General features: G+C 66.5%; 8 protein-coding genes. 2 read left to right on the top strand and 6 right to left on the bottom strand.

What is annotated here, in order from left to right:
* Nucleotides 1–78: 78 nt before the first annotated feature.
* The 3 genes from tldD to J8I87_RS15195 form a co-directional block, all read right to left on the bottom strand.
* Nucleotides 79–1,545, bottom strand: coding sequence for a metalloprotease TldD (tldD, locus tag J8I87_RS15205; protein ID WP_209932275.1), 1,467 nt, complete (start codon nucleotides 1,543–1,545; stop codon nucleotides 79–81).
* A 100-nt stretch (nucleotides 1,546–1,645) separates the two neighbouring features.
* Nucleotides 1,646–2,494 (bottom strand): carbon-nitrogen hydrolase family protein, encoded by an 849-nt coding sequence (locus J8I87_RS15200; RefSeq protein ID WP_209932274.1) that lies wholly within the window; start codon nucleotides 2,492–2,494, stop codon nucleotides 1,646–1,648.
* Between the two features lie 164 nt (nucleotides 2,495–2,658).
* Nucleotides 2,659–6,927: a YhdP family protein gene (locus J8I87_RS15195; protein WP_209932273.1), complete on the bottom strand. Its 4,269-nt coding sequence runs from the start codon at nucleotides 6,925–6,927 to the stop codon at nucleotides 2,659–2,661.
* A 184-nt stretch (nucleotides 6,928–7,111) separates the two neighbouring features.
* Here J8I87_RS15195 and glnE point away from each other — a divergent pair, with 184 nt between their 5' ends.
* The gene (gene glnE, locus J8I87_RS15190; protein WP_209932272.1) at nucleotides 7,112–9,904 is read left to right on the top strand and encodes a bifunctional [glutamate--ammonia ligase]-adenylyl-L-tyrosine phosphorylase/[glutamate--ammonia-ligase] adenylyltransferase; all 2,793 of its coding nucleotides are present in this window, start codon (nucleotides 7,112–7,114) and stop codon (nucleotides 9,902–9,904) included.
* A gap of 93 nt (nucleotides 9,905–9,997) precedes the next feature.
* Here the strand turns inward: glnE and recN are convergent, their stop codons facing one another.
* From recN to J8I87_RS15175, 3 genes are all read right to left on the bottom strand, one after another.
* Complete coding sequence (gene recN / locus J8I87_RS15185; RefSeq protein ID WP_209932271.1) at nucleotides 9,998–11,665, bottom strand: DNA repair protein RecN; 1,668 nt, start codon at nucleotides 11,663–11,665, stop codon at nucleotides 9,998–10,000.
* Between the two features lie 87 nt (nucleotides 11,666–11,752).
* Entirely contained in the window at nucleotides 11,753–12,655 is a 903-nt protein-coding gene (locus J8I87_RS15180) for an NAD kinase (protein ID WP_209932270.1), read from the bottom strand.
* Between the two features lie 7 nt (nucleotides 12,656–12,662).
* Entirely contained in the window at nucleotides 12,663–12,941 is a 279-nt protein-coding gene (locus J8I87_RS15175; protein ID WP_209932269.1) for a hypothetical protein, read from the bottom strand.
* Here J8I87_RS15175 and hrcA point away from each other — a divergent pair.
* Nucleotides 12,940–13,959, top strand: a complete 1,020-nt coding sequence (hrcA, locus tag J8I87_RS15170; protein ID WP_209932268.1) for a heat-inducible transcriptional repressor HrcA — start codon at nucleotides 12,940–12,942, stop codon at nucleotides 13,957–13,959. The genes J8I87_RS15175 and hrcA overlap by 2 nt on opposite strands.
* Nucleotides 13,960–14,061 lie beyond the last annotated feature (102 nt).

Below are 14,061 nucleotides of genomic sequence, written 5' to 3'. Positions count from 1 at the left end.
CAAGCCGCAGCCCTCAAAAATGCGGGAAATCCGCACGATTGGGGCGAGTGGCGCGCGAATCGTGCGGGAGGCGCGAAATCAGACCGTGCCGCCGACCGTCATTTTCTCGATGCGCAGCGTCGGCTGGCCGACGCCGACGGGCACGCTCTGGCCTTCCTTGCCGCATACGCCGACGCCCGTGTCGAGCGACATGTCGTTGCCGATCATGCTCACGTATTTGAGCGACTCAGGGCCGCTGCCGATCAGCGTCGCGCCCTTGACGGGATACGTGATCTTGCCGTTTTCGATCATGTAAGCCTCGGACGCCGAGAACACGAACTTGCCATTCGTGATGTCGACCTGGCCGCCGCCGAAGTTCACCGCATACAGGCCGTCCTTCACGGACGCGATGATTTCCTGCGGGTCCTTGTCGCCGTTGAGCATGTACGTGTTGGTCATGCGCGGCATCGGCAGCGCGGCGTACGATTCGCGCCGCGCGTTGCCCGTCACGGGCATTTTCATCAGGCGCGCGTTCAGCGTGTCCTGGATGTAGCCCTTCAGGATGCCGTCTTCGATCAGCGTCGTGCACTGGGTCGGGTTGCCTTCGTCGTCGATGTTCAGCGAGCCGCGGCGGTTCGGCAGCGTGCCGTCGTCGACCACCGTCACGCCCTTGGCCGCGACCTGTTCGCCGATGCGCCCCGCGAACGCCGACGAGCCCTTGCGATTGAAGTCGCCTTCGAGCCCGTGGCCGATCGCTTCGTGCAGCAGCACGCCTGGCCAGCCGGGTCCGAGCACGACCGTCATCGCGCCGGCGGGCGCCGGGCGCGCGTCGAGATTGACGAGCGCCGCGTGCACCGCGTCGTCGACGTATTTCGACAGGATGTCGTCGGTGAAATAGCCGTAGTCGTAGCGTCCGCCGCCGCCGCCGCTGCCGATTTCGCGGCGGCCGTTCTGTTCGGCGATCACCGTCACCGACACGCGCACGAGCGGGCGGATATCGGCCGCGAGCGCACCGTCGCTGCGCGCGACCAGCACCACGTCATATTCGCCCGCGAGGCCCGCCATCACCTGCGTGATGCGGGGATCACGGCTGCGCGCCATCTGTTCGATGCGTTCGAGCAGCTTGACCTTGGCCGTTGCGTCGAGCGAGTGCAGCGGATCGGACGGCAGATACAGATCGCGCCCGGACACGCCCGTCAGCGTCGAGGCCGCCTTGATCTTCTGCTTGCCGCCGCCCGCCTTGGCGATCGCGCGCGTGGCGATCGCGGCCTGGCGGATCGCCTCGGGCGACAGGTCGTCCGAATACGCGAACGCCGTGCGGTCACCCGACACGGCGCGCACGCCGACGCCCTGGTCGATGCTGAAGCTGCCCGATTTGACGATGCCTTCCTCGAGGCTCCACGCTTCGCTGCGCGTCGCCTGGAAATAAAGGTCGGCGTAGTCGACCCGATGCGTGAAGATCTCAGCGAGCGTGCGGGTCAGCACGGCTTCGTCGAGGCCATAGGGCGTGAGGAGCACGTCTTTGGCCGTCGCGAGATTACGGATGCTGGGTTCGATGATGTTCATGCGAGGTTCGCTCGATTCAGGGTATTCGGTTGTCGTGCACGTCGCCTGTTGGGTCACAACAGCGGCACTTTCAATGTTTCGTTGCTGACATGCAAAGCTGTCAGTTCAGCACACGATGACGCCAGGCCGGCAGGCTTTGCCGGACTTCGTCGATGCGTGCGCGCTCGATATTGCCGGCGACGACGCCCGCGCCTTCGTCGCGCACGTCGATGATTTCGCCCCACGGGTCGATCAGCATGCTGTGGCCCCACGTGCGGCGGCCGTTTTCATGCTTGCCGCCTTGCGCGGCGGCGAGCACATAGCATTGATTTTCGACGGCCCGCGCGCGCAACAGCATTTCCCAGTGCGCGCGGCCCGTCGTGTACGTGAACGCCGAAGGCACGACGATCAGCGCGCAGTCGCCCATGCGCCGGTACAGCTCGGGAAAGCGTAGATCGTAGCAGACCGACAGGCCCACGCGGCCGAACGGCGCGTCGAACGTGCGGACGGTGTCGCCGGGGCGGATCGTGCGCGCCTCGTCGAACGATTCTTCGCCTTTTTCGAAATTGAACAGATGAATCTTGTCGTAGCGCGCGGCCTCGTTGCCTTGGGGATCGAACACGAGCGTCGTGTTCAGCACGCGCGTTTCTTCGGGCGCCGTCAGCGGCAGCGTGCCGCCGATCACCCAGACTTTGTGCCGGCGCGCGGCATCGGCGAGAAAGCGCTGGATCGGGCCGTCGCCGTAGGGTTCGCGCACGGCGAGCTTGTCCGTCTCCTTGTAGCCCATGAAGCAGAAGTATTCAGGCAGGAGGACGAGTTGCGCGCCATCGGCGGCGGCTTGCGCGATCAGGCGTTCGGCATCGGCGAGATTGCGTTCGCGCTCCGGCGTGCTCACCATCTGCAGCGCGGCGACGCGGAAAGGACCAGCATGGGGGAAGGACTTCGCGGACTGCGTATTCAGGTCGAGCATAAGCGTTCGAAAAACTCCTGCAAGGGGCAGTGCGGACAAGCGAACATGGACAACCCGGTGACAACCCGGCTTCGGGCGACGGGACCGGCCGCGCGGGCACTCGCCATACGCCGCGCGCGCCCGGGTTTAGTCCCGGTTATGCCGCCCGATGTGCGATTAGCCTGTCAGTTCGGTGCCGCGACGGTGGCCGGCGCGTTCATATTACCGCGATCGCCGTGTAGCCGCTCGACGTGTGGTTTGGCCCACGAGCCCGTGATCGCGTAATCGATCGCGAACGCATGTTCGAGCGAGTGCGACAGCGCGATGTCGCCGATCAGCGCGGCCAGCCCGAGCAGCGGATTGATCACGGCCGCCACGACGACGCCCGCTCCCGCGCTGACGGTCGGCACGATATGCACGTTCAGGTCCTGCGTTTCGTGCGCCAGATCGACGCTGCCCTTCATTTGAGCGCGCGCGGGCGCCGTCACCATTTCGAAGTTGTCCGTCCTGCCGATGCCGCGATCGACCTGCGCGGTGCCCGTCACGTGCTCGAACGGCAGGCCTTCGCCGATCACGTCGCGGAAATCCATCGACGCGTAGCGTGCGAGGCTTTGCAGGCTCAGCACGCCGAGCAGCTTGGCGACGCCGGGATCGACCTTGAGGATTTGCCCATGCCGCAGATCGACGGCGAGATTGCCGTTGAGCGACGGATAGTCCGGCTTGGTCGGTCCGCCGCGCCAGCCGAGCTTGCCCGACAGCGACCCTTCGCCTGCCTTCAGCGTGCGCGGCAGTCCGGCGCGTTCGAGCAGCAAGCCCGCGTCCTTGATGTCGAGCTTGAAATCGAGCTCGGTGCTGCGCTCGGCTTCGTCGTCCTGGTTCGCGCCGTAGTTGCGGCCCGTGCGCCAGTTCGCTGTCGCCTTGAACACGGCGGCGGGATTGGTGATCTGGAGCGAATCGAGCTGCCAGACGGGCGTGCCGTCGTCCTCGAAGTTGTGCGCGTTGACCTCGAGTTTGCCGAGGTTGCGCTCGCGCACGATCAGCTCGTTGACGACGAGATCGATTGACGGAATGTTTTGCGCCGGCTGGTTGATCGCGGGACCGAGCAGATCGTTTTCGGTCGCCGACGGAATCACGAGCCGCGCGAGGCGCGCCTGCAATGTGCCGGGGGAGCCGGGCTGCGCGCCCGGCAGCCAGGAGACGTGGCCCGATACCTGGTTCGACGCGATGTTCGCCTGCCATTGCTTGTCGAAGTGCGAAGCGCCGACCACGACGCTTTCCCAGTGACGCTTGAGCAGCGTCAGCGTGCCGATGTGGATCGCGAAGCGGTTCGGCATGAACTGCGCAGCCGTCGCGCTGGGCGGCACGGGCGCGACGCCTTCGTTGGCCTTGCGCATCTGCAGGAAGAGGGCGCGCCACGCGTCGGCGTCTAGCGCGTCGATGTCCACGGCGGCGATCACGCCTTCCGATGGCAACTCGGCTGTCCGGTTCACGCCGATCGCGCCGCGCACCACCTCGGGCGGCTGGCCGGGCGTGTGCTTGAGCAGATAGGTTGCGGCGATCGGGCCGAATGTGAGGTGCGCCCGTTGCAGGCTGTTGCCGGCAGCGGCCTTTGCGCCGGCGTCGTTGCCGCCGTCAGCCGCCATAACGCCGCTGCCTTCGTTCGAAACGGTCGGCCGGAACGTGAAGTTGAGCGGCATCGGCGTGCCGATCGGCTTGTTGAACGGCGCGGGGAAATCGAGCGCGAGTCCCGTCAGATCCGAGTGAACGGCGACATCGGGCAGACGGCCCTTCGCGCCGCGCACGCTGACGTTGTACGGCGCGCTGCCGTTCATCCGCGTGAGCATCTGCGCGGGCAGGCCGCGCAGATTGAGGCCGCGCGCGGCGTCGACGGCGACGTTGCCTGATACGTCGAGCACATACGCGCCGTTATCGTTCAGCCCGCCTTTCGCGCGCACGTCGCCGCCCATGAATTGCCCCGTCAGCTGGTCGATCTGCGCCGTGCGCTCGGTGAAGCGCACATTGCCGCGCAGTTGCGACAGCGGCGGGACGTTGTCCATCGAAAGCCGGTTGTTTTCGAATGCAAGGGAACCTTCCACCGTGACACGCGGTTTCGGCGGCACGCCCGGCGCGGTGACCGGGGGCGGCGTGCGCGGCACCGTCAGCTTGAGCGCGAGCGCCGCGGGCCCTTCGGCATGGAGCTTTTCGGTCTGATGTTTCGCCATTGCGCCGAGCGCGCTGTTGTTCACGTAATCGAGCATGTCGGCGAGCGGCCCGTGCCCGCCGCCCGTGATGACGAGGCTCGACTCGCGCGTGCCCAGGTCGTCGATCTTTCCCGTCACCTTGCTCATCGCGATGTGCTTGTAGTGCGCGCGGTCGACGTCGAAGCGCAGCAGGTTTTCCTTCAGCTGGAACGTGCCGTCGATGCCGTCGAACGCGGGCCACACGTTCGGCGTGCCGTTTCTCAGCGTGCGCGGCGGCCACGGCGACGGATCGAAGCGGCCGCCCTTGAACGGCGCAACGATTCTGAAGATGCCCGCGCTCGGATCGCGCGAGTACGGGAATTTGTCGAGATTGCCGTGAATCTCGATGGTCGCGCCGCGCGACATGCCGGCCTGCAGGCCGTGGGTCAGATAGATGCGCAGCTTCTCGCTGATGCTGGTCGGCAGATAGCGCGTGATGCGCGTGACCTGCGCGCGCTCGAAGTCGGCCTTCAGGTCAAGTGAGCCGCGTCCGCTGCCGGCATTCGAATAGCTCGCCGTCGCCTTCGCCGCCGTATCCGCGTTCGATACCTTCAGCTCGGACACATCGACCTTGAACGCCTTGTGCCGCTGGCCCGGCTCGACGTTCGGCGCGATCGTCCATGCACCCTTGCCGCTCAGATGATCGAAGGTGAGGCGCGGATCGTCGAACACGCCGGGCAGCGTGAGCGCGGCGTTGGCCGTATCGATGGCGAGCGAGCCGTGTTTTTCGTCCGCGTCGATGGTGCCCCACAGGTTCTCGACGCCCGGAATGCCGGCGCGCGGGTGGTTCCGCGCCGTCAGGCCCGGCGGCGGTTCCTGCGCGGCGATGCTGATGCCCTGCAGATCGCCCTTGAAGCGATAGCGGACGATCGGCTCGGCGCCCGGCTCGCGGTGCTCGCTGGCCGCTTCGCCGGAATCGGGCTTGCCGCGCTCGACTTCGATCGTGTAGTTCGCGACGAGGCCGCGCGGATTGAAGCGCACGAGATTGTTAAGCAGGCGCCGCGGCAGCGGCAGCGCACGGCTGAATTCCGCGAGAATGCCGAGGTCGACGCGGTCGCCCGACACGCTGATCAACTGGCCGTGCTGGACGCTCGGCACCCGGTAGCGGCTCGACAGCGTGTGCAGCACGAGGATGCGGGCGACAGGTGTGCCGTCGTCGAGCGGCGGCTGGCCGAGTTCGGCGCGCAGGTTGTTCAGGTCGAGCGTCCACTCGTCGCCGTCGTGCGCGACGGCCCACGAAAACTGCGCGACGGGCACATCGAGCTTCGGCTGCGTTGGCTTCACGCGCAGCGCGATGTTGCTGCCCGACAGCTCGCCCCCTGCCGACCTGATGCGGCCTTGCGCGAACTGCAGCCAGATCGCGTTGTCGATGCGGCCGGCGAAGGTCTCGATCGGGAAATCCATATAACGGGCGAGCATCGGCAGGTCGACGGGGCCCGTCGATATGTACGCCTCGCCCGTCCAGTTGATCGGCTTGCCGATCGCCGCAAGGCGCGTGTGGCGGAAGTTCGCGCGGAAGTCGAGCGGACCGAACAGCACCTTGCCGTCGGGCGGCGCCTGCAGCGCCAGCTTGTGATCGTAGCCTTCGCTGAGAATGGCGAGCCGGATGTTCTGCAGCGCGATTTCGGGCGCGTCGCGGCGCGTGTCATGCCAGCGCAGTGTGCCGCCGCGCAGGATCATCGCCTCCTGGCGAAGCAGCCACGTGCTGAACGTGTCGTTGCCCGTGTGCGCCGTCGGCACCGTCACGCCCGCGACCGTCAGCGAGCCGTCCGGTTCGCGCTCGACGAGCAGATCCGGCTTGTCGACGATCACACTCGACAGAATGGGCGCGAGCTTCCAGACGGACGACCACGAGACCGTCGCGCTTGCGTGCGGAATCGTCAGCGCGAGCTTGCCGTCATGGTTGCGGATGGTGACGTCGGTGACTTCGAGGCCTGGCTGGAAACCTGTCCAGTGCGGCGCGATCTTGCCGATCCTGAAGTCGGCGCGGATTCTTTCGGAGATAGCCGCCTCGATTCTCGGCCGGAAGGATTCGGCTTGCGGCAGCAGCACGTAGCGCAGACCGAGCACGGCCAGCAGCACGACGAAATACAGGAACAGCGCGATGCCAAGCACGACTCGCAGCGTGTGGCGCAGCACCACATGATCGCTTCCGCCTACGGGCATGACGCGTCCAGCTTCGTGCGGGTCGGCGGATGAGTTTCGCTCGGACATGCTGCGACGGGGTAGGCGTATGGTAGTTTTGCGGTCTAACCACGAAATGTATCACACGGGCCAGCGGCCACGGCCGCAGAGGTCGGCTTGTGTGCACGAAGCCACACGGCATGCCGACGCTCGCATCCTCGCGTGCTGAGATAACTTTATGCCGGAATCAAGCAACGAGCGAGCCAGATCCCTGATGACCGAACCATCCCTGTTGAGTTCCAGTTATTCGCACTACGCGTCGCGCGCCTATGCGGCGCAACCAGGCCTTGCGTCGCGGGTCGCGGCGCTGGCGGCGGCGCCCGTCACGCGCGAGCGCATCGACGAACGGCTCGACGCGCTGACGGATGCGCTGCGCGCAACGCCCGACGCCCACCTCTCCGAAGAGGCCCTCAAAAAGGCGCTGCGTCAGCTTCGCACTGAAGTGTTTTGCGCGGCGATGGAGCGAGACCTTGCCGGCGCGGCCGATGTGGCCGAAGTGACGGGCACGATGACCGAACTCGCCGAAGCGACGGTCCAGCGCGCGCTGGCCGTGGTCTGCGCCGATCTCGAAGCGCTTTACGGCGAGCCGCGCGGCGCGCAGGGCGAGCGGCTGTCGCTGGGCGTGGTCGGCATGGGCAAGCTGGGCGGGCGCGAGTTGAACGTTTCGTCGGATATCGACCTGATTTTCGTCTACGAAGACGATGGCGAGACGATGGGCGGACAGCGCTCGCCGATTGCGATCCAGGATTTCTTCACGCGCGTCGGCAAGCGGCTGATCGCGGCGCTCGCCGAGGTGACGGCGGACGGCTACGTATTTCGCGTCGACATGCGGCTGCGGCCGAACGGCGACTCTGGGCCGCTCGTGTGCAGTCTCGGCATGCTCGAAGAGTATTTCTACGTGCAGGGCCGCGAGTGGGAGCGCTATGCGTGGATCAAGGGCCGGCTCGTGTCCGAGCATGCAAGCGACTCGGCGCGCAGGCTTGCGCGGCAGCTCGACGCGATCGTGAAGCCGTTTGTCTACCGTCGCTATCTGGACTTCGGCGTGATCAGCGCGATTCGTTCGCTGCATCTGCAGATCCGCCAGGAGGCGCAGCGGCGCGCGTCGATGCGCCCCGACAAGGCCGACGACATCAAGCTCGGCCGTGGCGGCATCCGCGAAATCGAATTCAGCGCGCAGGTGTTCCAGCTGATTCGCGGCGGCCAGGACGCGGGCTTTCGCGTGCGTCCGACGCTTGCCGTGCTGCGCCACGCGGCGGCGCGCGGCCTGATTTCGCCCGCTGTGTGCGCGGACCTGTCGAGCGCCTATCGCTTTCTACGCGAGCTCGAACACCGGCTGCAATACCGGAACGACGCGCAGACCCACGCAATGCCCGTCGATGCCGGCGAGCGCGCGCATCTCGCAAAGGCGATGGGCTTCGACGACTACGCGTCGCTGATGACAAAGCTCGACGCGCATCGCGAGCTGGTCGAACAGCAGTTCGACCAGATATTCGCCGACAAGGTGAGCGGCCAGGGCGGCTGTGGCGCGCCCGAGGACGGCGCGGCGGCGTGGGTATGGAGCAGCGCGCTTGCTGATGACAGCGCCGACGATGCGCTCGCCGCGCGTCTCGTCGAACTGGGCATCGAGGCGCCCGCCACTCTGCTCGCGCGCCTGAAGGCCGTGTGGCAGTCGTCGCGCTATGCGGGTCTCGCGGAACGCAGCCGGCAGCGCTTCGACATCGTCGCGCAGCGCGCGCTCGAGGCCGCGCGCACGCTGGAGCCGCCCGAGCGTCGCGGCGACGTGCTGGTGCGCCTGTTCGATCTGCTCGAAGCGATTTCGCGGCGCGGCGCGTACCTCGCGCTGCTGACGGAATATCCGCAGGCGCTGCATCGCGTGCTGTCGGTGCTGGGAGCGTCGCGTTGGGCGGCGGGGTATCTGATCCGCCATCCGCAACTGCTCGACGAGCTGCTCGACGACGAGGCGATGGCGAGCCCGTTCGACTGGCCGGAGTTCAAGCGCGCGCTGCGCGCGCGGCTCGCGGCCGCCGATGGCGTCGAGCAGCAGATGGATCTGCTGCGCCACGCGCATCAGGCGGAAGTGTTCCGCATCCTGCTGATCGATCTGGCGGGCAAGCTGAGCGTCGAGCATGTCAGCGACCGCCTGTCCGAACTCGCCGACGCGGTGCTCGACGTGACCGTCGAAGCCGTCTGGAACCAGCTGGCCAAGCGCCATCGCGAGACGCCGCGCTTTGCGATCATTGCGTACGGCAAGCTCGGCGGCAAGGAGCTCGGCTACGCATCGGACCTCGATCTGATCTTTCTGTATGACGATTCCGACGATGTCGCGTCCGACGTCTACGCGACCTTCACGCGCCGGCTCATCACGTGGCTGACGACGGCGACGGGCGCGGGCATTCTGTTCGACGTCGACCTGCGGCTGCGGCCGAACGGCGAATCGGGCCTGCTCGTGACGGACCTCGACGCATTTCGCCGCTATCAGCTGCGCGAAGGCGACGCGGCCAACACGGCATGGGTCTGGGAGCACCAGGCGCTGACGCGCGCCCGCTATTGCGCGGGCGATCCCGGGATCGGCGCGAAGTTCGAGGCGATCCGCGAGCAGGTGTTGACGACGCCGCGCGACGCGCTCACGCTCGCCACCGAGATCGTCGATATGCGCCGGCGCGTCGAAGAAGGGCACCCGAACCGCACCGACCTGTTCGACCTCAAGCACGATCGCGGCGGGATGGTCGATATCGAGTTCGCGGTGCAGTACTGGGTGCTGCTGCATGCCGCGCGCGATCCCGAGCTGATCCGCAATACGGGCAATATCGCGCTGCTGCGCGAAGTGTCGCGCTTCGGCCTGATGAGCGGCGAGGAGGCGGATACCGTCGGCGCGGCGTACCGGACGTATCGCAAGCTGCAGCACAAGCTGCGGCTAGACGGCATGGAGAAGGCGCGGGTCGAGCCGCAGACCGTCGAGAAGGAGCGCGAGGCGGTGTTGCGGCTGTGGAAGCGGGTGTTCGGGTAACGCTTTGGGACAGCGCGGGCGCCTGCGTTTCGCGGCGCTCGCTCGAAGGTGGCGAGGCGGACGTTGATGGGCCGCCGCCGCTTAATCGAAGGCTCACACCGTCGTCAGCATTTCCTTTGCGTGCTTGCGTGTGGTGGGTGTGATTTCGAGGCCGCCGAGCATGCGCGCGACTTCTTCGATGCGGCGCGCCTTGTCCAGCGACGTGACCGTGCTGATCGTGCCGCCCTTGCCGTTGCCGCTTTTCGCGACCTGAAAGTGATGATCGCCGCGCGCCGCGACTTGCGGCAGGTGCGTCACGCACAGCACCTGGCGATGCTCGCCGAGCTGATGCAGCAGACGCCCGACCACCTCCGCGACACCGCCGCCGATACCCGTGTCCACTTCGTCGAAAATCAGCGTCGGCGTGGGGCTTGCCGCGCTCGCGATCACCGCGAGCGCGAGGCTGATACGCGCGAGTTCGCCGCCCGAGGCCACTTTCGCGAGCGGCCGCAGCGGCACGCCGGCATGACCGGCGACGCGGAATTCGATCTGCTCCATCCCATGCGCGCCGCCTTCGGGCAGCGGCACGAGCGCGACTTCGAAGCTGCCGCCCGCCATCGACAGTTCCTGCATGCCCGTCGTCACCGCCGCGCCGAGCGCCTTTGCGGCCTTCGCGCGCGCCTTCGACAGCACCTTCGCTTCGGCGGCGTAGGCGTCCTTCGCTTTGGCTTCGGCCGCGCGTAGCGCGTCGAGGTCGGCGGCGGCGTCGAGCTTCGCGAGTTGCTCGCGGCGCTCCTGATGCTCTTGCGGCAGCGTTTCCGGTTGCAGGCGAAATTTGCGCGCGGCCGAATGCAGCGCGTCGAGGCGCTTTTCGACCTGGGCGAGCCGATCGGGATCGAGCTCGAGCCGCTGCGCATAGTGGCTCAATGAATACACGGCTTCCTGCAACTGGATCTCGGCGGGCTCCAGCGCGGCAAGGGCGTCGTTGAGCGCGGGATCGATTTCGGCGAGATCGCGCAGTTTCGAGACGATAGTGGACAGATGGCCGAGCATCGCCTCGTCCGATTCGGACAGCGCGGACAGCGCGCCCTGCACGCCGTCGATCAGGTTCGCCGAGTGCGACAGCCGCCGGTGCTCGGTGTTGATCTCCTCCCACTCGCCGGGCTGCGGCGAGAGCTTGTCCAGTTCCGCGAGCTGCCATGCGAGCCGCTCGCGTTCCAGTTGCAGTTCGCGGTCTTTGCTCTGCGCGGTTTCGACGGCCTGGGACGCGTCGCGCCACGCGCGCCACGCACGCGTGACGGCGGCAGTCGTGTCGAGCAGTCCGGCGTGCGTGTCGAACAGCTCGCGCTGCGCGTCGGGCCGCATCAGCAGTTGATGCGCGTGCTGACCGTGAATGTCGACGAGCATCTCGCCGACTTCACGCAATTGCGTGAGGGTTGCCGGCGTGCCGTTGATGAACGCGCGCGAGCGGCCGTTCGTATCGACCACGCGGCGCAGCATCACCGTACTGCCGTGTTCGGTTTCGTCGGTCGCGAGCGCCTGCTCGTTCAGCCATGCGTCGACGAGCGCGTGCGTCTCGAACTCGGCTGTGATGTCCGCTCGCGCTTCCCCGGTGCGCACGACGCTCGCATCGGCGCGCGCGCCGAGCGCCAGTGCGAGCGCGTCGATGAGAATGGATTTGCCGGCACCCGTTTCGCCGGAGAAGACTGTAAAGCCGCTGTCGAATTCGAGGTCGAGCGCGGCGACGATGACGAAGTCGCGTATCGAGAGGTGGCGGAGCATGGCTCGTCTGTCTGGCGTGGCTGGCGTGGGTTGGCTTGTGGGTACGGCGTTGCGGCCGGGTTATCGCGGCAGTCAGCGCTCGCGCGCTCAGTCGTCGGGATCGTCTTCGTGCGAAGGGTACTCGTTCCAGTGCAGCTTCTTGCGCAGCGTCGCGTAGTAGCTGTAGCCGACGGGATGCAGGAACGGCACCGTATGGCGCGAGCGGCGCACGTCGATCGTATCGTTTAGTTCGAGTGCGGTGAACGACTGCATGTCGAAGTTCACGTTGACGTCGCGGCCCGCGATGATCTGGATGCTGACCTTCGAATCGTCGGGCAGCACGATGGGCCGGTTCGACAGTGCGTGCGGCGCGATCGGCACGAGCACGAGGCCCTGCAGTTGCGGATGCAGGATCGGCCCTTGCGACGACAGCGCGTAAGCCGTCGAGCCCGTTGGCGTCGCGACGATCAGGCCGTCCGAACGCTGGTTGTACATAAAGCGCCCATCCACCGACACGCGCAGTTCCGCCATGCCCGAAAAGCCCGAGCGGTTCACGACGACGTCGTTGAACGCGAGCGCGTGGTAGATCGGCTGGCCGTCGCGCATGATCCGCGATTCGAGCAGCGTGCGCTCTTCCCGCTCGAAGCTGCCCGAGAGCATCTGCGGAATGATCTCGCGCATGTCGGAGAACGGAATGTCGGTAATGAAGCCGAGCCGCCCGTGGTTGATGCCGATCAGCGGCGTCTTGTACGGCGCCAGTTGGCGGCCGATGCCGAGCATCGTGCCGTCGCCGCCGAGCACGATCGCGACGTCCGCGCGCGCGCCGATCTCGGCGGGGCGCAACGCGGTCCATTGCGTGACGCCGATCTCCTGTGCCGTCTCCGCCTCGAACGCGACCTCGTAGCCGAGCGTCGCTAGGCACGTGGCGAGCGCGGTCAGCGGCTCCACGATGCCCGGCGTGTGGCTGCGCCCGACGAGCGCAACGGTCTTGAACTGGCTGTTAGCTTGCATGCCGGCATTACACCATAGGTGCGACCTGAAAAGAACCGTCCACCGCGGCGGCCATGCCGCCCGGGCGAACGCCCGGCGCCTGCGTGACGCCGTCCAGCCTTTGGCCGATTATCGTTAGAATGGTGAAGTCCTCATGACAGACGTGACGACTGCATAGACAAATGCGATGCGGCTCGTGCGCGGGCGGGGTGCCGCGCACGGCAATTCCGGCGGCTGCGGGTTCGATGCGCCGCGTGCCGCCGAGCGTTCGCCGCCGTGTGATGGTTACGCTAAAATTTTTCGCCATGCTAGATCCTCGCGCACAAACCCTCCTGAAAACGCTGATCGAGCGGTATATCGCCGAAGGTCAGCCGGTCGGCTCGCGCACGCTGTCGCGGTACTCCGGACTCGAACTCAGCCCGGCGACGATCCGCAACGTGATGTCCGATCTGGAGGAGCTGGGGCTCGTCATCAGTCCGCATACGTCGGCGGGGCGCATTCCCACGCCGCGCGGCTACCGGCTGTTCGTCGACACGATGCTGACGGTCGAACCCGCCGCCGACGAGGACGCTGTGATGCGCGCGGTGAAGACCACGCTGCAGCCGGGCGAGCCGCAGAAGGTGGTCGCGGCGGCGGCGAGCGTGCTGTCCAATCTGTCGCAGTTCGCGGGCGTGATTCTGACGCCGCGCCGTAGCCACGTGTTCAAGCAGATCGAGTTCCTGCGCCTGTCCGATAAGCGCATTTTGCTGATCATCGTGACGCCGGAAGGCGACGTGCAGAACCGGATCATGGCGACGCAGCGCGATTTCACGCCGTCGCAACTCACCGAGGCCTCCAACTACATCAACGCGCACTTCGCGGGCCTGTCGTTCGACGAGGTGCGCCGGCGGCTGCGGGAAGAAATCGACGAACTGCGCGGCGACATGACGTCGCTGATGCACGCCGCCGTGACCGCGAGCACGGACATCACGAATACGGGCGAAACCGTGCTGATTTCCGGCGAGCGCAATCTGCTCGAAGTCGCCGACCTTTCGTCGGACATGGCGCGGCTGCGCAAGCTGTTCGATGTTTTCGACCAAAAGACGAGTCTCCTTCAGTTACTGGACGTGTCGAGTCACGCGCAAGGGGTGCAGATTTTCATTGGCGGCGAGTCGAACCTCGTCCCCATCGAGGAAATGAGCGTGGTGACTGCGCCGTACGAAGTGAACGGCAAGATCGTCGGCACGCTCGGCGTGATCGGACCGACGCGCATGGCCTACAACCGCGTGATTCCCATTGTCGATATCACGGCGCGCCTGCTTTCGATGACGCTCAGCCAGCAGTAAGGCCGGGATGCCGCGTCGCACGTGCGCCGACGGTGTCCATCATGCGCGGCGTTTTTCGCCTTGCCAATTGGCCGAACGGCCAGGTATCGGCGGCAGACCGCG

Source organism: Paraburkholderia sp. LEh10 (assembly GCF_017814945.1).
Taxonomy (GTDB): domain Bacteria; phylum Pseudomonadota; class Gammaproteobacteria; order Burkholderiales; family Burkholderiaceae; genus Paraburkholderia.
The sequence above is the reverse complement of the archived record's forward strand: the minus strand, read 5'-3'. Positions and strand labels throughout refer to the sequence as shown.